The organism is Polaromonas eurypsychrophila, from assembly GCF_014641715.1.
GTDB classification, from domain to species: Bacteria; Pseudomonadota; Gammaproteobacteria; order Burkholderiales; family Burkholderiaceae_C; genus Polaromonas; species Polaromonas eurypsychrophila.
On sequence record NZ_BMIG01000001.1, the window covers coordinates 53,873 to 73,348 of the forward strand.

The following is a 19,476-nucleotide window of genomic DNA, read 5'->3' on the forward strand; positions in this document are numbered from 1 at the left end:
TTCCTGCTTGGCTGGAGCAAGAAGTCCTGGCGCGAGACGCATCATGCGTTTACTGCCGAATCGATTTCTCGATCCCAACGCAGACGCGTGGGGCCAAGGCTTCGTGGGAGCATATCGTCAATGACGAGAAAATCGTTACTCTCCAAAATATCACTAGGTGCTGTATGTCCTGCAATTCAAGCAAGGGAACAAAAGAATTGCGGGTTTGGCTTGCGTCAAACTATTGCAGACAAAAAGGCATAACCGAATTTACTGTGGCCCAAGTCGTACAAGACGCGTTATCTCTATCCGAAGTCCAGTAGGCGATTAGTAATCCGGATTGAGCATTTTGCTGGCCCTCGCAAGTTGTCATAACCGTGGCGGCGAGTTGCGACCTCAATGAGGACTCGTCTTACCGACAGAATCTTGCAATTACTTGATCCCTCAGTAAGTCAGCTCCAGCACCACCAGCCGGTTCTCAGCCACAGGCCACGTCCGCCCGGTGATTTTTTCGCCATTGAATTCCGCTGAAATCGGACGCACACCGTCCACCGCCAAGTTGATCTTGGCGCTGGACACGCCCGCGCCCGCCGGCGGAACCCCCGGCAGCGCCTTGCCGTCAAACAGCATCTTGTCGCGCTCGGCGTCGAAGTAGCCGCGTGGCCGCGTGAGGGTGACGCTGGACCTGGCGGTTTTGTCGGCCTCGGCCAGACGGTCTGCACGCATGTGGATCAGGTTGCTGGAGCGTGCAAACGGGCTGCGGTAAATGTGTGTGGTTGCATATCCCGGGGCGGTGATCACAAACTCGTAGGGAGTGCCGGCTTGTGCGCTGAAGGGCCCCCAGATGCCGTCGGCGCCCACGGTTTTGGTGTGCACCGCATTGCCGATGCGTGCGCCAGTTGCGGCATCGGTGGCGTACACCGCCAGTTGCGCGCCGGGCAGTGCCAGGTTGTTGGCGTAGTTGCCCGAAGCTGCGTCCGCCGGGCTCAGGCCCAGGCCGGTGATCTTGCCGTTCAGTACCACCGGGCTGGCGGGCTGCACTGCCGTGGTCTGCGGGGCTTTACCGGTGATGAAGCGGTAAGTCGCGTCAAACGCAGCGGGCGAAAAAGAAGTTTCGCGGTGATCGACGCGCGGCAGCACGACATTGGTCGCGCCCTTGAGCGCAGGGCCTTCAAAGGTCACGTTGGTGGCGGTGCCTTTGGCGCCTACCCAGACACCATCCGGCTGGGCAAACTTGTCGTTGTTGTCCGAGCGCAGTGTCAACCATTTGACCGGGCCGATGACTTCGTCGCCAGCGGCGTTTTTGGGGGCATTCAGCCCAGTCAGGAAAGGGCCGGTGCCCGAGAACTCATTGGCCTCGCGAAAGCCTTTGATGGCCGTGACACCGTGGTTCGGCGTGCCACCCAAAATGGCGTGGCTGACGCGGCTGCTGCCGCCGCCGTTCTGGATGTAGTTGCGAATCGCATTGCCGCCGCGCGAGTTGCCAATCAGCACGACCTGGCGTGCGCCAGTGGCCTGCAGCAGCTTGTCGACTTCGGATTTCAGGTAGGCCATGTGTTCTGCGGTTGAAGTGCGGCCCGGTTGCGCCTTGCCGTCTTCGTCGCGCGCGATCGGGTAGGGCAGGTCGATGGCGTGCAAGCGCTCGCGCGGCCAGCCGTTCGACTCAAAGCGCCATATGCTGGTCTGCCACAGCCCGGCGGTGTCGCCGTTGCCGTGCACAAAAACGATGGGCGGGTGTTGTTCAGGCGCGGGTGAGGTGGCGCAACCGGCGAGCGTCAGGCCGGCGGCAGCAATCACGAGAAGAAGGCGGCGTTGCATCAACATGGTTTGTCTCCTGGAATTAAAAGTGCCCGTGATTCATGCCACGGAGCATCGTTTCTCAATATGTCGAGGGCAAGTCAGGCAAAGACGCCGGCGGTGTCCTGCATGCGGGCCGATACCTCACCGAGGTGATGCAGCGTGTCGCCGAAACTCATCTCCATCTGCGTCAATTTCTTGAAGTAATGGCTGACGATGTATTCGTCGGTCACGCCGATGCCGCCATGCAACTGCACCGCCTGCTGGCCGACAAAACGCATGGAGTTGCCGAGCTGGTACTTGGCCCTGGCCATGGCGGCGCGGCGTTCCGGGGCCGGCGCATTAAGCTTGAGCGAAGCGTAATAACTCATGGAACGGGCCAGCTCAAGCTGCATCTTCATGTCGGCCACGCGGTGCCGCAGCGCCTGGAAGCTGCTGATGACCACGCCGAACTGTTTGCGGGTATTCATGTACTCGACCGTGATGGCCAAGGTCTTGTCCATCACGCCGACGGCTTCGGCGCAGGTGGCGGCGATGCCGATGTCCACCGCATGTTCGAGCGCGGCCAGGCCGTCCAGCGTGATCAGCGTGGCGGGTGCGTCCTTCAGCACCACGTCGGCCGCACGGCCGCCGTCCTGCGTGCCGTAGCCGCGGGTGGTGACACCGGCGGCCGAACGCTCCACCAGGAACAGCGCAATTTTGCCGCCGGCCAGCGCCGGCACGATGAACGCATCGGCCTGGTCACCGGCAGGGACTACGGTTTTAGTAGCAGACAATGTCCAGCCGGCGAGGGCCGAAGAAGCTTTTGCCTCACAAACATCGAGCTGGTAGCGGGCGGCGCGCTCCTGCGAGGCCAGCACCACGAGCGCTTCGCCACTGGCGATTTTTGGCAGCCAGGCGGTTTTGACGGCTTCTGGTGCATAGCCGGACAACACAGCTCCGGCGACCAGCGTCTGGACAAAAGGCTCGGCCACGATGCCGCGGCCCAGCTCTTCCATCACCACCATGCCTTCAACCGGGCCCATGCCCAGGCCCTCGTTGGCTTCAGGAATGTAGAGGCCGCACAAGCCGAGTTCGGCAAGCTGGCCATAAGCTTCGCGCGAGAAACCCCCGGCTTTGGCGATGCCGCGGCGGCGCTCGAAGTCGTAAGCCTTGTCCACCCATTTACGGACTGCGTCGCGCAACTGTTCCTGGTCGTCAGTGAAATCAAAATCCATTGTGATGCTCCTGTTGGGGGTCATCCCGGGCCTGACCCGGGATCCATGGATTGCGGGTCAGGCCCGCAATGACAAAGGCTGTGGGCTTAGCCCAAGACAAACTGCGAAACGATATTGCGCTGCACTTCGTTGGAGCCGCCGTAAATCGTGGTTTTGCGCAGATTGAAATAAGTCGAGGCCAGAGGCGCATTGGCGGCCACGCCGCCCGGGAAGTCGCCCTGCCAGCCGGCTTCCATGGCTTCTTCGATGAAGGGCAGGCTGAAGGGGCCGGCAGCCAGCATCATCAGTTCGCTGTAGCGCTGCTGGATCTCGCTGCCGCGGATTTTCAGCAGGCCGGCGATGTCCAGCGAGTTCTTGCCGGATTTCTCGGCTGACAGCACCCGCAGCACCAGCATCTCCAGCGCCACCACATCGACCTCGAGTTTGGCAATTTCGTCGCGGAAGCGCGTGTCGTCATAGACGCCTTCGGCCTTGGCGATACGCTTGAGTCGCTCCAGCTCGCGTTTGGCGCGGTTGACGTCGGCAATGTTGGTGCGTTCGTGGCTGAGCAGGTGTTTGGCATAGGTCCAGCCCTTGTTTTCCTCACCGACCAGGTTGTTGACCGGAACTTCGACGTTGTCGAACCAGACCTCGTTGACCTCGGCCTCGCCGTCGAGCAAGACAATGGGTCGCACGGTGACGCCGGGCGACTTCATGTCGATCAGCAAAAAGGAAATGCCGGTTTGCGGTTTGCCTTCTGTGCTCGTGCGCACCAGACAGAAAATCCACTCGCCGTACTGGCCCAGTGTGGTCCACGTCTTCTGGCCGTTGACGATGTACTTGTCACCCTGGCGTTCTGCCTTGCACTTCACCGACGCCAGGTCGGAGCCGGAGCCCGGCTCGCTGTAACCCTGGCTCCACCAGACCTCGCCGCTGCCAATGCCCGGCAGGAAGCGCTGTTGCTGCTCGGGGCTGCCGAAGGCCATGATCACGGGCGCCACCATCACCGGGCCGAAGGGCACAACGCGCGGCGCGCCAGCGAGTGCGCATTCTTCTTCAAACAGATGCTTTTGCACCGCGTTCCAGCCGGGGCCGCCGAACTCCTTGGGCCAGGCGTGGCCCAGCCAGCCTTTTTTGCCGAGGATTTTGGCCCAGCGCTGCATGTCCTCACGGCTCAGGCGCAAGGCATTGTGGACCTTGTGCGAGATGTCGGCCGGGAGGTTGGAACCGACCCAGGCGCGAATGTCCTCGCGGAATTTCTGTTCTTCAGGGGTGAAAGCTAAGTCCATAAACGGCATGTCTCCAATCGGTTCCGGTAACCCCGCATTTTTAGCACGGTCGTTCGGAATTTTATGTCCCAGTTGGGACAAATAGCGAGCGATTCCACCTTGCAGAATCAAGACGTGAATCGATAGCAGGCCAGGCCAGGATAATCAGAACATCTTGCCTTCGTACCGCACCTTCATCAGCGCCCTCAGTGTCGGCCAGATTCTTGTCTGGGCGGTTTTGTATTACGGTTTCTCCTCGTTTGTGCTGCCGATGCAGCGTGACATGGGCTGGAGCCAGCCCGACATCATGGGCGCCTTCACGCTGGGCCTGATGGTCTGGGGCCTGGCCACCTATGCAGTCGGCGCTGCAATTGACCGCGGGCGGGGGCGCGCGGTGCTGACCGGCGGCGCGTTGCTGGGCGCGGCCGGCTGCGCGCTCTGGTCGCAGGCCTACAGTCTGCCGGTCCTGTACGCGGCCTGGGCCCTGCTGGGGCTGGCCATGGCCATGACGCTGTACGAACCGGCCTTCATGGAGATTACCAAACGGTTTCCCGAGCGTTACCGTCAGGGCATCACCACCATCACGCTGGTCGGTGGTTTTGCCAGCACGCTGTCGTTTCCGGTGGTGGCCTGGTTGCAGGCGCGCCTCGGCTGGCGGCCCGCGCTGCTGGTGATGGCGCTGGCCCTGCTGCTGGTGGCGCCGCTCCATGCCTGGGTGCTGCGCGGCGCCTGGAAGCGACCGCTGGTGGCCGATGCCTTGCCGTTGCAGGCCAAGCACGACCAGGCGACCTTGCGCGAAGCCATGCAGGGCAGCACCTTCTGGCTGCTGACCGCTGCCTTCACTTTTTATATTTTTGCGATCTCGACCATTTGGGCGCATCTGATGCCGGCGTTTGAGTCGCGCGGGATGACCCAGGCCGAGGCGGTGGCCGTGATGGTCTGGTTCGGCCCGGCGCAGGTGGCGGGGCGATTTGCCTTTTTGTGGCTGGGCCGCTCGCTGAACCAGCGCGCACTCGGGCTCATGGTGCTGGCGCTGTTTCCGGTGTCGCTGGTGCTGTTTGCCCTGGGCCGCGAGCCCATGGTGCTGGTCGCTTTTGCGGTGCTGTTCGGTGTGGCCAACGGACTGATCACCATTGTGCGCAGCAACATCGTGCCGGACTTTTACGGCCGCGAACATGTGGGCCGCATCACCGGTGCCATGTCGGGCATTGCGCTGTGCACACGCGCGGCCGCCCCCTTCTTGACCGCCTGGGCCCTGCTCGCGATAGGCGGCTACACCGGCCTGTTGTGGGGGCTGGTCGGCATGGGCCTGGCTTCGCTGGGGCTGTTTGCACTGGCGCGGCGGCCCAAGCCCCGTTCGTGATTGAGATAATCAGCGCACTCTTTAAGCCTTATGCCCAGCACCAAAAACATCGTTATCCTGATTTCGGGCAGCGGCTCCAACATGGCCGCCATCGTCCAGGCCGCGCAGCAGCAGGACTGGCACCAGGCGTTCGGCGCCAGCATCAGTGCGGTAATCAGCAACCGGCCCGGCGCTGCCGGCCTGGAAGTCGCACAGTCGCTCGGTGTGGCGACGCAGGTGCTGGACCACCGCGTTTTTGAGACGCGCGTAGCCTTCGACGCCGCATTGATGCAAGGGATAGACCGTTACCAGCCCGCGCTGGTGGTGCTGGCCGGCTTCATGCGCATCCTCACGCCCGGCTTTGTCAGCCACTATGCCGGTCGCCTGATCAACATTCACCCGTCGCTGCTGCCGGCTTTCACGGGCCTGAACACCCACCAGCGCGCCATCGATGCCGGATGTGCTGAAGCCGGTTGCACCGTGCACCAGGTGACGGCCGAACTCGATCATGGTCCCATCCTCGCGCAGGCGGCGGTGCCGGTGCTGCCGGATGACACAGCCGACACGCTGGCCGCGCGGGTGCTGGCACAAGAACACCGGCTTTATCCGCAGGCGGTGCGCGGCTGGCTGCAGGACCAGCCTTGAACTGCTGAAGATACAAAGAGATACCCGTGTCGCGAACGCGGTTGAATCCAGCCGCGCGTCCGACCCGTATTGAAGACAGCCGTTGATGTCCCATCCTGGATGTCGGCTGATTGTTCAACTCATCAAAGGTATTCACATGCAAACGAAACACAAACTGGCTTCCATCGGTCTCGCGGTCATGCTGTCCATGTCAGCGGCTTCTTCCTTCGCTCAGGTAATGGTTGGTGGCGCACCCATGCTGGCTTCCAAAGACATCATCGACAACGCCGTCAACTCCAAGGACCACACCACGCTGGTTGCAGCCGTCAAGGCCGCTGGCCTGGTTGATACCCTGAAAAGCGCCGGTCCTTTCACCGTGTTCGCACCGACCAACGCCGCTTTTGCAGCGCTGCCTGCCGGCACCGTGGACACCCTGCTCAAGCCAGAGAACAAGGGCATGCTGACCGGCATCCTGACCTACCACGTGGTGGCCGGCAAGATGGACGCCGCCGCACTGACCAAGGCAATTGCCGATGGCAAGGGTTCCGCATCCCTGAAAACCGTGGCCGGCGGAACGCTGACGGCCAAGGCCATGGGCGGCAAAGTCATGGTGACGGATGAAAAAGGCGGCTCGTCGACCGTGACGATTGCTGATGTATACCAGTCCAACGGCGTGATCCACGTGGTTGACAAGGTGCTGTTGCCAAAATAATTTCTGGTGGCCTCATGGGAGGCCTGCTTGGAATGAAAAGCCTCCGCACGGTTTACTCCGCGCGGGGGCTTTTGTTTTTGTCATACCGGGCTTGACCCGGTATCCATGACTTCTGATTTCTGCGCACTCCTTTGGATGACACCGGGGCCATGAATTGCGGGTCAAGCCCGCAATGACAGGCTCAGCTGGTGCAGTGCTGCACTGACGATGCTGGCCGCGTCCACGCCAAAAAAGCCGCGCAGCGCGGCGCGTGTATCGCTGCGGCCAAAGCCATCGGTGCCCAACGTCAGGTAGCTGCGTCCCGGCGGGAGAAAGGCGCGAATGCTCTCCGGCACGGCGCGTACGTAGTCGGTGGCGGCGATGATTGGCCCTTCGCTGGCCGTGAGTTGTTGCGCGATGAAGGCCTCGGGCGCAGTTTCACCGGCGAGCGCGCGCTGCTGGCAGGCGGCGCCGTCACGCGCGAGTTCGCTCCAGCTCGTCACGCTGTACACCGTCGCTTCAATCCCTTGTGCGGCCAGTTGCTGCGCCGCCTTGATGACCTCGGTCAAAATGGCGCCTGAACCCAATAGTGTGATTTTTTCAAGCTTTTCAGAGCGTGGGCTCATGGCCAGTGGGCGTACATAGCTATTAAATTGATAGCATCCACGGGTAATGCCGAGCTCCGATCCGGGCCGCAAATCCGGCTGGGCGTAGTTCTCGTTCATCAACGTGACGTAATAAAACACGTCCTGCTGCTCCACCATCATCTCGCGCATGCCCTGGGCCATGATGACCGCGAGTTCGCAGGCAAACGCAGGGTCGTAAGCCTTGCAATTCGGAATGGTTGCGGCTACTAGGTGACTGGAGCCGTCCTGGTGCTGCAGACCTTCGCCGCCCAGCGTGGTGCGGCCCGAGGTGGCGCCCAGCAAAAAGCCGCGCGCGCGCTGGTCGGCGGCGGCCCAGATCTGGTCGCCGACGCGCTGGAAACCAAACATCGAGTAATAGATATAAAACGGCAGCATGGCCAGCCCGTGCACGCTGTAGCTGGTGGCGGCCGCCGTCCAGCTCGCCAGCGCGCCGGCTTCGCTGATGCCTTCTTCGAGGATCTGCCCGTCGAGCGCCTCGCGGTAGCTGAGCACCGAGCCGATGTCTTCGGGCGCGTATTTCTGCCCGACGCTGGAATAAATGCCCACCTGCTTGAACAGATTTGCCATGCCGAAGGTGCGCGCTTCGTCAGCAACGATGGGCACAATTTTTGGCCCCAGCGATGCGTCCTTGAGCAGGCCACCCAGCATGCGCACGAAGGCCATGGTGGTGCTCATCTCCTTGCCGCTGGCGGTCAGCGCGAACTGCGCGTAGGTCGCCAGGGCGGGCACAGCCACCGTGTCGGCGACGGATGCACGTTTCGGCAGGTAGCCGCCGAGGGCCTGGCGCCTGGCGTGCAGATACTGCATCTCCGCGCTGTTGGCGGCGGGTTTGTAGAAGCTGAGGTTTTTCGCCTGCTCGTCACTAAGAGGCAGGTTGAAGCGGTTGCGGAATTCGATCAACTCTTCGCCATCGAACTTCTTCTGCGAATGCGTGGTCATCTTGCCCTGGCCGGCGCTGCCCATGCCATAACCTTTTTTGGTGTGCGCCAGGATCACCGTCGGCTGGCCGGCATGGTTGGCCGCTGCTGCATACGCGGCGTGAATTTTCACCAGGTCATGCCCGCCGCGTTTGAGCCGGTCGATCTGCTCGTCGCTCATACCCTGGGCCAGCCGCGCGAGTTCGGCGTTCTGACCGAAGAAGTTGTCGCGGTTGAAGCGGCCGTCCTTGGCAGCAAAAGTCTGCATCTGGCCGTCAACCGTGTGCGCAAAGGCCTGTGTCAATGCGCCGGTCAGGTCGCGCGCGAACAGGCCGTCCCAGTCGCTGCCCCAGACCAGCTTGATGACCTTCCAGCCGGCGCCAGAGAACAGTTTTTCGAGCTCGTCGATGATGCGGCCATTGCCGCGCACCGGCCCGTCCAGCCGCTGCAGGTTGCAGTTGACGACCCAGACCAGGTTGTCCAGGCCTTCGCGCGCGGCCAGCGTCAGCGCGCTCATGGATTCGGGCTCGTCCATCTCGCCGTCGCCGAACACGCCCCACACCTTGCGGCCGGTGCAGTCGAGCAGGCGCCGGTGCGTCAGGTAGTGCATGAAACGCGCGTGGTAAATCGAGCTGATCGGACCGATCCCCATGGAGCCGGTGGGGAACTGCCAGAAGTCAGGCATCAGGTAAGGGTGCGGGTAGCTGGACAAGCCTTGCGCGCCATGACTGGGCGCTGACAGTTCCTGCCTGTAAAAACTCAAGTCTTTTTCTTCAAGCCGGCCTTCGAGGAATGCGCGGGCATACACGCCAGGCGCACTGTGCGGCTGGAAAAAAACCAGGTCACCGCGGTGTTGTCCCTCGCCCAGGCCCTCACGCGCATGGAAAAAATGGTTGAAGCCGGTTTCAAACAAATCCGCCGCGCTGGCATAACTGGCGATGTGGCCGCCGAGCTCGGCGGAACCGCCGGATTCCGCCTGGTTGGCGCGCACCACCATCGCCAGCGCGTTCCAGCGCATCAGCGAGGCCAGGCGTTCCTCAATGGCCAGGTCGCCTGGAAATACCGGCTGCTCGTCGACGCCTATGCTGTTGACGTAGGGCGTGGACAGCTCGGGCGTCCAGCCGACGCGTTGCTCACGCGCCAGCCGCGCCAGTTCATCGAGTACAAAACGCGCGCGCGCCGGCCCCTGTGCCGCGGCCAGCGCGGTGAAAGCCTCGCGCCATTCGGCGGTTTCCTGGGGATCGTTGTCGGGCCGTGTGGGGGTGGGCATGTCGTGCAACGGGGTGTGCAGGGGCAAGGGTGCATTCATGGTTTCAATATACGGAATGATTCCCGACATAAGTAGCCAATATGAGCTGCTAATTGAGATAAAGACGGCATAAAATTCTGCAAATAGAGGATTTTTCTGACCATGAAACTAGATGTTATCGATTTACGCATACTTGATGAACTGCAGCGTGACGGCGCGCTGTCCAACGTGGAGTTGGCCCGGCGCGTCCATCTGAGCCCCTCGCCCTGCCTGGCGCGTGTCAAGGCACTTGAAGCTGCGCGGGTGATCGACCGTTATGTCGCCATCACCAATGCGGCCGCGTTGGGGTTGGGCCTGACGGTCTTCATTTCGATCAGCCTGCGTTCGCAAAGCAAGGAGTCGCTGGCCGAGTTCGAGAGGCGCATTGCCGAGCACGATGAGGTGATGGAGTGCTATTTGATGACGGGCGACAGCGATTACCTGATTCGCGTGGCGGTGGCCGACATGGGTGCGCTGGAAAAATTCATCCTGGAGCAGCTCACCCCGATTCCCGGTATCGACAAGATACGCTCCAGTTTTGCGCTCAAGCAGGTCCGGTACAAGACGGCTTTGCCGCTGCCCGCACTGTGAAAAGCGTGGGTGAGGCAGCTCAACGGACCGGCGTGTCCAGCGTTGGAGGCTGTTCGTCGTGTAATGCCGGGTGCGAGATTTCAATCGCATTGATTTTGGCCACCAAGCCTTCCCGCCGGGAGCTTTCTTCGGCTGGAAGGCTCGCAGGCTCGCCAGCCGCATCGATGAACTGGACGTAACGCCGGGGACCTGAGCTCATGCGCCGCAGCCGGGTCTTGAGACTGTCGATCACCTGCTGGCAGGTCTGCTCGCCCGGCGTGCCATGCCAGATGGCGATGTGCAGATTAAATGCGTCGGGCTCGTCCAGCTTGTCGGACAGGCGGATGCAGTCAGCCAGAATTTTGGTGGAGACCTCGGAGACGGCTTCGCGGTTGACCGGCCCTTCGACGAGCATCAGGAACAGGTTCTCCTCGTAACGAATCACCGTGTCCATATCGCGCGCCGCGCGGCGCATGATTTCGCCGATGCGCGACAGGGCGATGCTGCGCTTTTGGTCGCTCAGCTCGTCAGGGCTGGGCGCCTGGTTCAACCAGCGCAGCAACACAACGCCGCACTCCGAACGCCTGCGACGTGCGCGCAGCAGCATTTGCGATAGCCTGCCCTCCATCACGCGGGGCAGCATCAAGCCGCTGGCCGGGTCATAGGTCGCCAGCGCGGCGATGCGATGGTTGGAAAACAGCGCCGCCCGGCTGCGCCATGCCAGCGCAAAAAAGATCCACAGCAAGCCGACCATGGCCGACAGCACGCCGGCCGCCTGGGCCGATTCGAGGTTCATGACCCAGCCCGCGTTGTAGAAAATCCGCGCCAGTGCCGCCAGGGCTATGGGCGCCGTGCCCAGCAGCAGCAGCCGGTTCCAGGCCTGCCCGCGTACAGACATCCATACCAGGCTGCTGAGAATCGTCAGTGTGGCCAGCGCCAGCCAAAGGTTGCGCAGGTCGCGCGGAATGAGGCCGGGGATAGCCATCAGGCCGGCCATTAGCAGGCTGCCTGCAGTGATGGCGGCCAGCAACCTGTAGATGTACGGGTGCCCGCTGCGCGCGTAGCTGGCGTGGGCGCAAAACCAGGCGCCTGCAGCCATGCTCAGTGCGGACGAGACCCAGCCCATGACCTGGTTGAGGTAGGCGCTCTGCGGCCACATGCGCCAGCCTCCGTAACCGATCAGCACCAGCTGCGTGAACATCAGCGTTATTACCACGGCGAAAAACCACAGGAAGACGCGGTTGCGCGCCATCGCGAAAGCGGCCAGGCTGAGCGCGGCCAGCACGCTGAACATGCCCCACATCAGCCCGATCACCACGCCCACGCGGGATGCACCATCCACGTATTCAACCGGAGACAGCAGCATCGGTGGCCCCGTGAGTGCCCGGTTGTTTTCGAAGCGAAGGTAGTAGGTCTGCATGCGATCGGTGCGGGTTTGCAGTTCAAAGCTGGGCACCCGCGTACGCAAGGACCAGTCGACTGGCGCCAGCGCGAGACCGGCCGACTGGATCAGCCATTCGCCCTGGGGACCGCGCGAAAACAGGCTGGCCTTGACCAGCGCCTGGCCCGGCAGCCGGATGAACCAGGTTTGCAGCGACTCGGTAGGCGGCAGCGCAAAGGTAGCCCAGACGTCCTGGCTGGCGGAGGTGGGAAGCGCCGTGGTACCGGTGTAAGGCTGCAGGCGCCAGGGGCCGGCGGCGGTGAACGCATCCGGCGACGCGATGCTGCCTTTGGGCACCGCCACCCACTGCAGTGGCTCGGCCAGCGTGATGGTGACGCTGTCGCCATAGAGGCGGCCAAAGTCCTGCGCCTGGCCTGGGGGCAGCGCCAGGCAAAGCAGCACCCCCAAAAAACCGCGCCAGCTTGTCTTTCTGTCCATCCGCATAGCTTATTGCAGAAGTGTGTGTTGTCCGGCCGCCAGCCGTCCGGTCATCACGATGTCACAACAATTGACAACCATGCGTCTTCCAACAACAACGGATGCCCCATGTCTTATTCCCGCCTAATCGCCACCCGCCGCCTTGTTATCGCCACGGTTTTTCCTGCGCTGGCCACTGTGCTGCTTGCCGCGCCGATACACGCGCAGACCGCCTTCCCGGCCACGCTGGCCGGCCACGCGCTGCTGCCGGCGCAATCTTTCATCGCCGCGCCCAAGGACGCGCCGCAGGACCTCAAGAACGCCGGAAAATTCACCACCGGCAAACGTGTCGAAGCGCTGGGCACAGTCGAAGGCCTGTCGGCCGGCCGCCCCACCGGTGTCTCGCTGCCGTTCAGGGGCCAGCCGGTTCAGGGCCACTCCGGCATCAAGAAAATGCCCGACGGCAGCTTCTGGATATTGACCGACAACGGCTCCGGCGCCAAAGCCAATTCGCCTGACTCCATGCTGTACCTGAACCGTTATGCCGTGGACTTCAAAGGCGGCGGCATGAAGCGGCTGGAGACAATTTTTCTGAGCGACCCGAACAAAAAAGTGCCGTTTCGCATCGTTCATGAAAGCACGAAACAGCGCTACCTGACCGGCAGCGATTTCGACACCGAAAGCTTCCAGATCGCCGGCGGCGCGCTGTGGATTGGTGACGAGTTCGGTCCCTTCCTGATCAAGGCCGACATGAAGGGCCGGGTGCTGGCCGTGTTTGAAACGCAGGTGGACGGCAAGCTGGTGCGCTCGCCCGACCACCCGGCCGTAACCACACCGGGCGTGCCCGGCGGCGCGGTGGATTTTCAGGTGCGCCGCTCCAAGGGTTATGAGGGCATGGCCGCATCAAAAGACGGCAGCAAGCTGTACGCGCTGCTCGAAGGTGCCTTGTGGGACGCGTCCACCAAGGGCAATGAAAAACTCGACGGCAAGGACTACCTGCGCGTGCTTGAGTTCGACGTCAAGAGCGAGAGCTGGACCGGCCGCCACTGGAAATACGTGCTCGAAGGCGCCAGCCATGCGATTGGCGACTTCAACATGATCGACGGCACGACAGGGCTCATCATCGAACGTGACAACGGCGAAGGCACGGCGGACAAAGCCTGCCCGGAAGGCCAGAAGCGAAGCGACTGCTTTCATGACCTGGCCAAATTCAAGCGTATCTACAAGATTGAACTCAGCGAGGCCAATGTCGGCGCGGCCGTGCGTAAGATTGGCTACATCGACCTGATGGCGATTGCCGACCCCAACAAGCTGGCGCGCAAGCCGCTGAACAATGGCGTGCTGACCTTTCCTTTCTTCACCATCGAAAACGTGGACGTGGTGGACGCGACGCACATCGTTGTGGGCAACGACAACAACCTGCCGTTTTCCAGCAGCCGGGAGCCGAACAAGGCGGACGACAACGAGTTGGTCCTGCTGGAAGTCGCGGACTTTCTGAGGGCCAATTGAGGTGGAGCGCCGCCAGCCGTGTTTGGCGAGCTGGCGGCTACGGGTGGGTCGCTGACCCACCCGCGCCTGTCACCTCCACCCCCGTCCGTTTGTCGATACAGTGAAGGCTTCACACTTTTTGGAGAACGGCCATGCCTGTCCCGCCTGAGTTCCTGCCGTTGACAGGTCTCTACGAGCCTTCGGCGATCCAGCAGCTCGCCGACGGACGTTTCCTGGTGGTGGAGGACGAACAGGAGCACCCCTTCAGTCTGGTCACTCTGAGCGCCGACGGCACGGTCAAAAGCCAGGCCATGGGCCCCGGCTGGTTCGAGGGTAATAGCGCATTCTGGAAGCTCGATGACCTGGAGGGTTTGACGGCCGACACCCAGGGTTACCTCTACGCGCTCACCTCGCATTCGCGCAACGACGATGGGGACCAGAAGAAATCGCGCGATAAGCTGGTGCGTTTCCGGATCGAGGGCGACCGCGTTCGTGAGCCGGTTGTGGTCAGCGGGCTCAAGCCAGCCCTGATCGCAGCGCACCCGGTGCTGGCAGCCGCAGCCGGGATTGAGGACGTCAAGTCGGATGGCGGTCTCAATATCGAGGCGCTGGAGATCACGCCGGACCGACAGCAACTGCTGGTCGGGTTTCGCACCCCCCTGCTGGGCGGCGCAGCCATCATTGCCAGCATAGCCAACCCGTCGGCCATGTTTGAAGCCGGCGAGGCGCCGCGCTTGTCCAGCGGCTTGCTGACGCTGGATCTCGGCGGACAGGGCATTCGCGGCATGGCCTGGATCGCGGCGCTCGACGGCTACCTCATCATCAGCGGACCTGCGTCGCTGGCGGCCCAGGTATTCGGGCTCTGGTTCTGGAGCGGCCAGCCACAGTCTGCTGCGCGCCGCGTCGGAGTGCCCGGCTTGCAGCACTTCGATCGGGCCGAAGGGGTGAGTACCGCCTTGATCGACGGTGTGGCGCACATCGTTCTCGTCAGCGATGACGGCAAGCGCGAGAAAGGGCGCTTAGCCCATTTCGTGCTGCTGGAGCCCGGACAACTGCAGATTTCCTCCTGAGGCGGGAAAGCCGGGCGTCGGCCGGCTGCCGCAATGCTACTGAATTGATAGCTTCTTGCCCTTGTCAGATATGGGCTGGAGGCCAAAAAAGCCTTAAAAAATCTAGATCTTGGACTGGAACACTAGTCCGGCGTGCTCGCGCAGCGCGTGGAACTTGATCTTGGGCCACTGCTGTTCCACCGCGCGCAGGGTGGCGCTGTGGTCCACCAGCAGCGTGGGCGCATCGACGGCGTCGAGCGCGACGCGGTGCGAGTTGGCGTCCATGAATTTCTTCAGTTCGTTCGGGTCCTCGCAGGTGACCCAGCGCGCCAAGTTGAACTGGCTGCCCATGATACGGGCCTTCACGCCGTATTCATGCTCCAGCCGGTGCGCCACGACTTCAAACTGCAACTGCCCGACGGCGCCCAGCAGCAGCAGCGAGCCGGCAATCGGTCGGAACACCTGGATCGCGCCTTCTTCGCCCAGCTGCGTCAGCCCGGCGCGCAACTGCTTGCTGCGTAGCGGATCGGCGACTTCGACTGCGCGGAACATTTCCGGCGCAAAAAAGGGCAGGCCGGTGAACTGGAGCGCTTCGCCCTCGGTCAGCGTATCGCCAAGCTGCAGCACGCCGTGGTTCGGGATGCCGATGATGTCGCCGGCAAAAGCGGTGTCGAGTAGTTCCCTGCGCTGGCTCATGAAGCTCACCACCGTATTCGGCCGCAGCTCCTTGCCGCTGCGCACGACTTTCAGCCGCATGCCGCGTGTGAACTCGCCGCTGGCAACGCGCAAAAAGGCGATGCGGTCGCGGTGCGCCGGGTCCATGTTGGCCTGGATCTTGAAAACCACGCCAGAGAATTTCTTTTCTTCAGGCTGCACCACCCGTTGCAAGGCCGCGCGCTCGGCCGGCGCCGGCGCCAGGTCGACCAGCGCGTCCAGCACTTCCTGCACGCCGAAGTTGTTGATGGCCGAGCCGAAAAACATCGGCGTCTGCTTGCCGGCCAGAAAGGCGGCACGGTCAAATTCCGGCGAGGCGCCTTCCAGCAGTTCCAGCTCGCCCTGCGCCTGCGTGAACTCGGCGCCAAAGCGTTTGGCCGCTTCTGCGTTGTCCAGGCCGGACAAAATTTCATCGTCGCCGCCGGCCTTGTCTTCGCCGGGGCTGAACACACGCATGCGTTTTTCGCGCCGGTCGTAGACACCGTGGAACAGCTTGCCCATGCCGACCGGCCAGGTAAAAGGCACGACCGTCATGCCGAGCTCGCGCTCGATCTCGTCCATCACGCTCATCGGGTCCTGCACTTCGCGGTCCATCTTGTTGACGAAGGTCAGGATGGGCGTGTTGCGGGCGCGGCAGACCTGCAGCAGGCGCCGGGTTTGCGGCTCGACGCCGTTGGCCGCGTCGATCACCATCAGCGCGGCGTCCACGGCGGTCAGCACGCGGTAGGTGTCTTCCGAGAAATCCTGGTGGCCGGGCGTGTCGAGCAGGTTGATCACGCAGTCGCGATATTCCATTTGCATGACCGAGCTGGCCACCGAGATGCCGCGCTGCTTTTCTATCTCCATCCAGTCGGAGGTGGCGTGGCGCGCGGCCTTGCGGGCCTTGACGCTACCGGCAATCTGGATCGCCCCCGAGAACAGCAGCAGCTTTTCGGTCAGCGTGGTCTTGCCGGCGTCAGGGTGGGAAATGATGGCAAACGTGCGGCGGCGCTTGACCTGTTTTTCGATTTCTGAAAATTCGTGGGGTGAGGACATAACCCACGATTATCGGCGACGGGGCCGACCCTGGCTATTGCGGCTGTTTGGCGAAGCGTGGCTGGCGGATGCCGTTTATAACGACCTCTTCATTGAACATGGCTGCCGGGCGCACCCACAGGCCCTGTTCGCCATACAGCGCGCGGTACAGCGTCATGGGCGCCAGGCTTTCGCTGTGCCGCACTGTGCCGACCACTTCATACATCAAGCCCTTGTAGTGACGGTACAGGCCGGGGGGCGTTGTTATCAGCGTCGGGAGTTCGTCGGACATGGTCTTCCTGGTTGCCGGGTCGGCCTGGGGGCCTGCGGTGGGACAATGGGGCATGCATCCTAACGCCTTACTCGACAGCTGTACCGTTCTCCTCAAGCAGGTTCTCCGTTTCGACCACCCCGCTGACATGGTGGTGTCGCGCCATTTTCGTGAGCAACGCCTGGGGCCGCGCGAGCGCGCCACCGTGGCCGAGACGATTTACACCGTGCTGCGCAAGAAAAACCTCTTCACCTACCTGGCCCAGCACGGCAGCGGACCAACCGAGCGGCGACTGTCCATCTTGGGGTTTGCTGCAGAGCGCGATTTCCTGCTGGGCGCCCTCACCGATCAGGAGAAGGACTGGCTGGCCCGCTGCGACCAGGTCAAGCCTGAGGACCTGATGGAGCTGCACCGGCACAACCTTCCGGCCTGGCTGGTTGAGCCGTTGAAAGCGCAGCTCGGCGACGACTTCTGGCCGCTGGTTGAAAGCCTGAATGCGCCCGCCGGCCTCGATCTGCGTGTTAACACACTCAAGGACAAGCGGGCCGAGGTCCAGAAAGAGCTTGCGAAAGCGGCGATTAAAACAGTCGCCACCCCGTATTCCCCGTGGGGCCTGCGCATGACCACCAAACCGGCCCTGAACAAGCTGGACGCCTTCACGCGCGGCGCCATTGAGGTGCAGGACGAAGGCTCGCAACTGCTGGCCCTGCTGGTGGATGCCAAACGCGGCGAAATGGTGGTGGACTTCTGCGCCGGTGCCGGCGGTAAGACCCTGGCCCTTGGCGCCAGTATGCGCAACACCGGGCGCTTGTATGCCTTTGACACCTCGGGCCACCGGCTCGATGCCCTGAAACCTCGGCTGGCGCGCAGTGGCCTGTCCAACGTCCATCCTGTGGCAATTGCCCATGAGCGCGACGACCGCATCAAGCGCCTCGCAGGCAAGATCGACCGCGTGCTGATTGATGCCCCCTGTTCCGGACTGGGCACCTTGCGGCGTAATCCGGACCTGAAGTGGCGACAAAGCCCAAAGGCGATTGAAGAACTGACGGCCAAGCAGGCCGCCATCCTGCAAAGCGCGGCGCGACTGCTCAAGCCCGGCGGGCGATTGGTTTATGCGACTTGCAGTGTGTTGCGTGATGAAAATGAAGCCATTGCCCAGGCCTTCGGTGACGCGAATAAAGATTTCACACCCCTTGAAGCCAGTGACGTTTTAACGCATCTTGGGGTTGAGGGTGCTGCAAAGTTATGCAGCGGGCCTTATTTGCGTCTGTGGCCATATCTGCATCAAACTGACGGTTTTTTCGCCGCCGTTTGGCAAAAGATTTGAAACAATTAGCAGCGCGAAGCCGTTAAATGTCACATTTTTAGAGGTTTTTTCGGGATTTACCGCAGTTTTACCGGAAATGCATGTTTCTTCACCGCTGCAGTTTGTGATTCGGTCAGCCCCCGTCTACAATAGTTGGTTGTCCAGCACGGTTTCAGCATGGTATGCAGGGCAATGTTACAGATTGTTTAAAGGACCTTCATGATTTTGTTTGACGCCGCCCTTGACTGGCTGGCCCATGGCCTGATTGCTGCCAGCTGGTGGCAAATTGTGCTGTACACGCTGGTGACGACTCACATCACGATTGCAAGCGTGACGATTTACCTGCACCGCCATCAGGCGCATCGCGCCATGGATCTGCACGCCATCCCTTCACACTTTTTCCGTTTCTGGCTGTGGCTGGGCACCGGCCAGGTGACCAAGGAGTGGGTGTCGATTCACCGCAAGCATCACGCCAAATGCGAAACCATTGACGACCCGCACAGCCCGCAAGCCCTCGGCATCAAGAAAGTGTTCTGGCAAGGCGCCGAGTTGTACCGTGCGGAAAGCAAAAACAAAGAGACCATGGTCAAGTTCGGCCATGGCACGCCGAGCGACTGGATTGAGCGCAATCTGTATACGCGTTACAGCTGGCAGGGTGTGGGCCTGATGATGATCATCAACCTGGCGTTGTTCGGCGCGGCCGGTCTGGCCGTGTGGGCGGTGCAAATGATCTGGATCCCCGTGACGGCGGCCGGCATCATCAATGGTATTGGTCACTACTGGGGTTACCGCAACTTTGAGGCACCTGATGCCAGCACCAACATTTCGCCTTGGGGCATCATGATCGGCGGCGAAGAGTTGCACAACAACCACCACACCTATCCAACCTCGGCCAAATTTTCGGTCAAGCCTTACGAATTTGATATTGGCTGGATTTATATCCGCGCGATGGAGAAAGTTGGATTGGCTACTGTCAAAAAGGTGCCGCCCAAGCTGACGCTCGGTTCCATCCAGCCGGTGGCTGACGAGAAAACGCTGGAAGCCCTGATCGCCCATCGTTACGAGGTGATGGCCGGGTTCGCACGTGAATTGCGCCGCGCCGGCAAGATCGAGATTGAGACGCTTAAAGCCCGCAAGGCCGACATCTCGGTGCTCAAGGCTGCCAACCGTTGGTTGCACCGCGACGATGACAAGGTTCCTGCGGCGGTCAAGCCGCACATTGCCCAGGCACGTGCCGAGCATCCGGTGCTCGACAAGATGGTCACCATGCGCGAAGAGCTGCGCCAGATGTGGTTGTCAACCTCAGCCTCGCGCGAGCAACTCGCCGGTGACCTGCAGGCGTGGTGCCGCCGTGCTGAAGAAAGCGGTATCACGGCGCTGCGTGACTTTTCGATGAATCTGCGCGCCGCACGCGCTTAAGCTTAGAATTTTGGGTCTGCTCCCGCGGGCCTCCATCC

General features: G+C 62.0%; 15 protein-coding genes. 8 read left to right on the forward strand and 7 right to left on the reverse strand.

What is annotated here, in order from left to right:
- Positions 1 to 423 precede the first annotated feature (423 nt).
- From IEX16_RS00240 to IEX16_RS00250, 3 genes are all read right to left on the reverse strand, one after another.
- Positions 424 to 1,803: an alpha/beta fold hydrolase gene (locus tag IEX16_RS00240; RefSeq protein WP_188705411.1), complete on the reverse strand. Its 1,380-nt coding sequence runs from the start codon at positions 1,801 to 1,803 to the stop codon at positions 424 to 426.
- 74 nt (positions 1,804 to 1,877) lie between these two features.
- A complete protein-coding gene (locus tag IEX16_RS00245) occupies positions 1,878 to 2,993 on the reverse strand; it encodes an acyl-CoA dehydrogenase family protein (RefSeq protein WP_188705413.1) in 1,116 nt (371 codons plus the stop codon).
- 86 nt (positions 2,994 to 3,079) lie between these two features.
- Entirely contained in the window at positions 3,080 to 4,261 is a 1,182-nt protein-coding gene (locus tag IEX16_RS00250) for an acyl-CoA dehydrogenase family protein (RefSeq protein ID WP_188705415.1), read from the reverse strand.
- Between the two features lie 154 nt (positions 4,262 to 4,415).
- Here IEX16_RS00250 and IEX16_RS00255 point away from each other — a divergent pair, with 154 nt between their 5' ends.
- The 3 genes from IEX16_RS00255 to IEX16_RS00265 all read left to right on the forward strand — a co-directional run bounded on the left by IEX16_RS00255 (position 4,416) and on the right by IEX16_RS00265 (position 6,918).
- Positions 4,416 to 5,603: an MFS transporter gene (locus IEX16_RS00255; RefSeq protein WP_188705417.1), complete on the forward strand. Its 1,188-nt coding sequence runs from the start codon at positions 4,416 to 4,418 to the stop codon at positions 5,601 to 5,603.
- A gap of 30 nt (positions 5,604 to 5,633) precedes the next feature.
- Positions 5,634 to 6,227: a phosphoribosylglycinamide formyltransferase gene (gene purN / locus IEX16_RS00260; protein ID WP_188705419.1), complete on the forward strand. Its 594-nt coding sequence runs from the start codon at positions 5,634 to 5,636 to the stop codon at positions 6,225 to 6,227.
- Positions 6,228 to 6,363: 136 nt separating this feature from the next.
- On the forward strand, positions 6,364 to 6,918 hold the full coding sequence (locus tag IEX16_RS00265) for a fasciclin domain-containing protein (RefSeq protein WP_188705421.1): 555 nt from the start codon (positions 6,364 to 6,366) through the stop codon (positions 6,916 to 6,918).
- 161 nt (positions 6,919 to 7,079) lie between these two features.
- On the opposite strand, the gene mdeB is transcribed toward IEX16_RS00265, so the two are convergent.
- The gene (mdeB, locus tag IEX16_RS00270; RefSeq protein WP_188705423.1) at positions 7,080 to 9,770 is read right to left on the reverse strand and encodes an alpha-ketoglutarate dehydrogenase; all 2,691 of its coding nucleotides are present in this window, start codon (positions 9,768 to 9,770) and stop codon (positions 7,080 to 7,082) included.
- Positions 9,771 to 9,872: 102 nt separating this feature from the next.
- On the opposite strand from mdeB, the gene IEX16_RS00275 reads away from it, so the two are divergent.
- On the forward strand, positions 9,873 to 10,340 hold the full coding sequence (locus tag IEX16_RS00275) for an Lrp/AsnC family transcriptional regulator (protein WP_188705425.1): 468 nt from the start codon (positions 9,873 to 9,875) through the stop codon (positions 10,338 to 10,340).
- Between the two features lie 19 nt (positions 10,341 to 10,359).
- On the opposite strand, the gene IEX16_RS00280 is transcribed toward IEX16_RS00275, so the two are convergent.
- Positions 10,360 to 12,198, reverse strand: a complete 1,839-nt coding sequence (locus IEX16_RS00280) for a 7TM diverse intracellular signaling domain-containing protein (protein ID WP_188705431.1) — start codon at positions 12,196 to 12,198, stop codon at positions 10,360 to 10,362.
- 108 nt (positions 12,199 to 12,306) lie between these two features.
- Between IEX16_RS00280 and IEX16_RS00285 the strand changes: the two genes are divergently transcribed.
- Positions 12,307 to 13,686 (forward strand): esterase-like activity of phytase family protein, encoded by a 1,380-nt coding sequence (locus tag IEX16_RS00285; RefSeq protein WP_188705433.1) that lies wholly within the window; start codon positions 12,307 to 12,309, stop codon positions 13,684 to 13,686.
- Between the two features lie 131 nt (positions 13,687 to 13,817).
- Positions 13,818 to 14,735: a DUF3616 domain-containing protein gene (locus tag IEX16_RS00290; RefSeq protein WP_188705436.1), complete on the forward strand. Its 918-nt coding sequence runs from the start codon at positions 13,818 to 13,820 to the stop codon at positions 14,733 to 14,735.
- Between the two features lie 102 nt (positions 14,736 to 14,837).
- Here IEX16_RS00290 and IEX16_RS00295 read toward each other — a convergent pair whose 3' ends face one another.
- Together IEX16_RS00295 and IEX16_RS00300 are read right to left on the reverse strand one after the other, a co-directional pair.
- Positions 14,838 to 16,463, reverse strand: a complete 1,626-nt coding sequence (locus IEX16_RS00295) for a peptide chain release factor 3 (RefSeq protein ID WP_188705437.1) — start codon at positions 16,461 to 16,463, stop codon at positions 14,838 to 14,840.
- Between the two features lie 34 nt (positions 16,464 to 16,497).
- Positions 16,498 to 16,734, reverse strand: coding sequence for a DUF1653 domain-containing protein (locus IEX16_RS00300; protein WP_188705439.1), 237 nt, complete (start codon positions 16,732 to 16,734; stop codon positions 16,498 to 16,500).
- Between the two features lie 52 nt (positions 16,735 to 16,786).
- Here IEX16_RS00300 and IEX16_RS00305 point away from each other — a divergent pair, with 52 nt between their 5' ends.
- Complete coding sequence (locus IEX16_RS00305; RefSeq protein ID WP_188705442.1) at positions 16,787 to 18,040, forward strand: RsmB/NOP family class I SAM-dependent RNA methyltransferase; 1,254 nt, start codon at positions 16,787 to 16,789, stop codon at positions 18,038 to 18,040.
- Between the two features lie 198 nt (positions 18,041 to 18,238).
- A complete protein-coding gene (locus tag IEX16_RS00310) occupies positions 18,239 to 19,438 on the forward strand; it encodes a DesA family fatty acid desaturase (protein WP_188705444.1) in 1,200 nt (399 codons plus the stop codon).
- Positions 19,439 to 19,476 lie beyond the last annotated feature (38 nt).

What these genes read in the sequence shown, in the direction of transcription:
- mdeB (WP_188705423.1), bottom strand. Translation starts at nt 9,770, where the DNA reads ATGAATGCACCCTTGCCCCTGCACACCCCGTTGCACGACATGCCCACC.
- IEX16_RS00300 (WP_188705439.1), bottom strand. Translation starts at nt 16,734, where the DNA reads ATGTCCGACGAACTCCCGACGCTGATAACAACGCCCCCCGGCCTGTAC.
- purN (WP_188705419.1), top strand. Translation starts at nt 5,634, where the DNA reads ATGCCCAGCACCAAAAACATCGTTATCCTGATTTCGGGCAGCGGCTCC.
- IEX16_RS00285 (WP_188705433.1), top strand. Translation starts at nt 12,307, where the DNA reads ATGTCTTATTCCCGCCTAATCGCCACCCGCCGCCTTGTTATCGCCACG.
- IEX16_RS00240 (WP_188705411.1), bottom strand. Translation starts at nt 1,803, where the DNA reads ATGTTGATGCAACGCCGCCTTCTTCTCGTGATTGCTGCCGCCGGCCTG.
- IEX16_RS00275 (WP_188705425.1), top strand. Translation starts at nt 9,873, where the DNA reads ATGAAACTAGATGTTATCGATTTACGCATACTTGATGAACTGCAGCGT.
- IEX16_RS00305 (WP_188705442.1), top strand. Translation starts at nt 16,787, where the DNA reads ATGCATCCTAACGCCTTACTCGACAGCTGTACCGTTCTCCTCAAGCAG.
- IEX16_RS00265 (WP_188705421.1), top strand. Translation starts at nt 6,364, where the DNA reads ATGCAAACGAAACACAAACTGGCTTCCATCGGTCTCGCGGTCATGCTG.
- IEX16_RS00245 (WP_188705413.1), bottom strand. Translation starts at nt 2,993, where the DNA reads ATGGATTTTGATTTCACTGACGACCAGGAACAGTTGCGCGACGCAGTC.
- IEX16_RS00280 (WP_188705431.1), bottom strand. Translation starts at nt 12,198, where the DNA reads ATGGACAGAAAGACAAGCTGGCGCGGTTTTTTGGGGGTGCTGCTTTGC.
- IEX16_RS00310 (WP_188705444.1), top strand. Translation starts at nt 18,239, where the DNA reads ATGATTTTGTTTGACGCCGCCCTTGACTGGCTGGCCCATGGCCTGATT.
- IEX16_RS00250 (WP_188705415.1), bottom strand. Translation starts at nt 4,261, where the DNA reads ATGGACTTAGCTTTCACCCCTGAAGAACAGAAATTCCGCGAGGACATT.
- IEX16_RS00295 (WP_188705437.1), bottom strand. Translation starts at nt 16,463, where the DNA reads ATGTCCTCACCCCACGAATTTTCAGAAATCGAAAAACAGGTCAAGCGC.
- IEX16_RS00290 (WP_188705436.1), top strand. Translation starts at nt 13,818, where the DNA reads ATGCCTGTCCCGCCTGAGTTCCTGCCGTTGACAGGTCTCTACGAGCCT.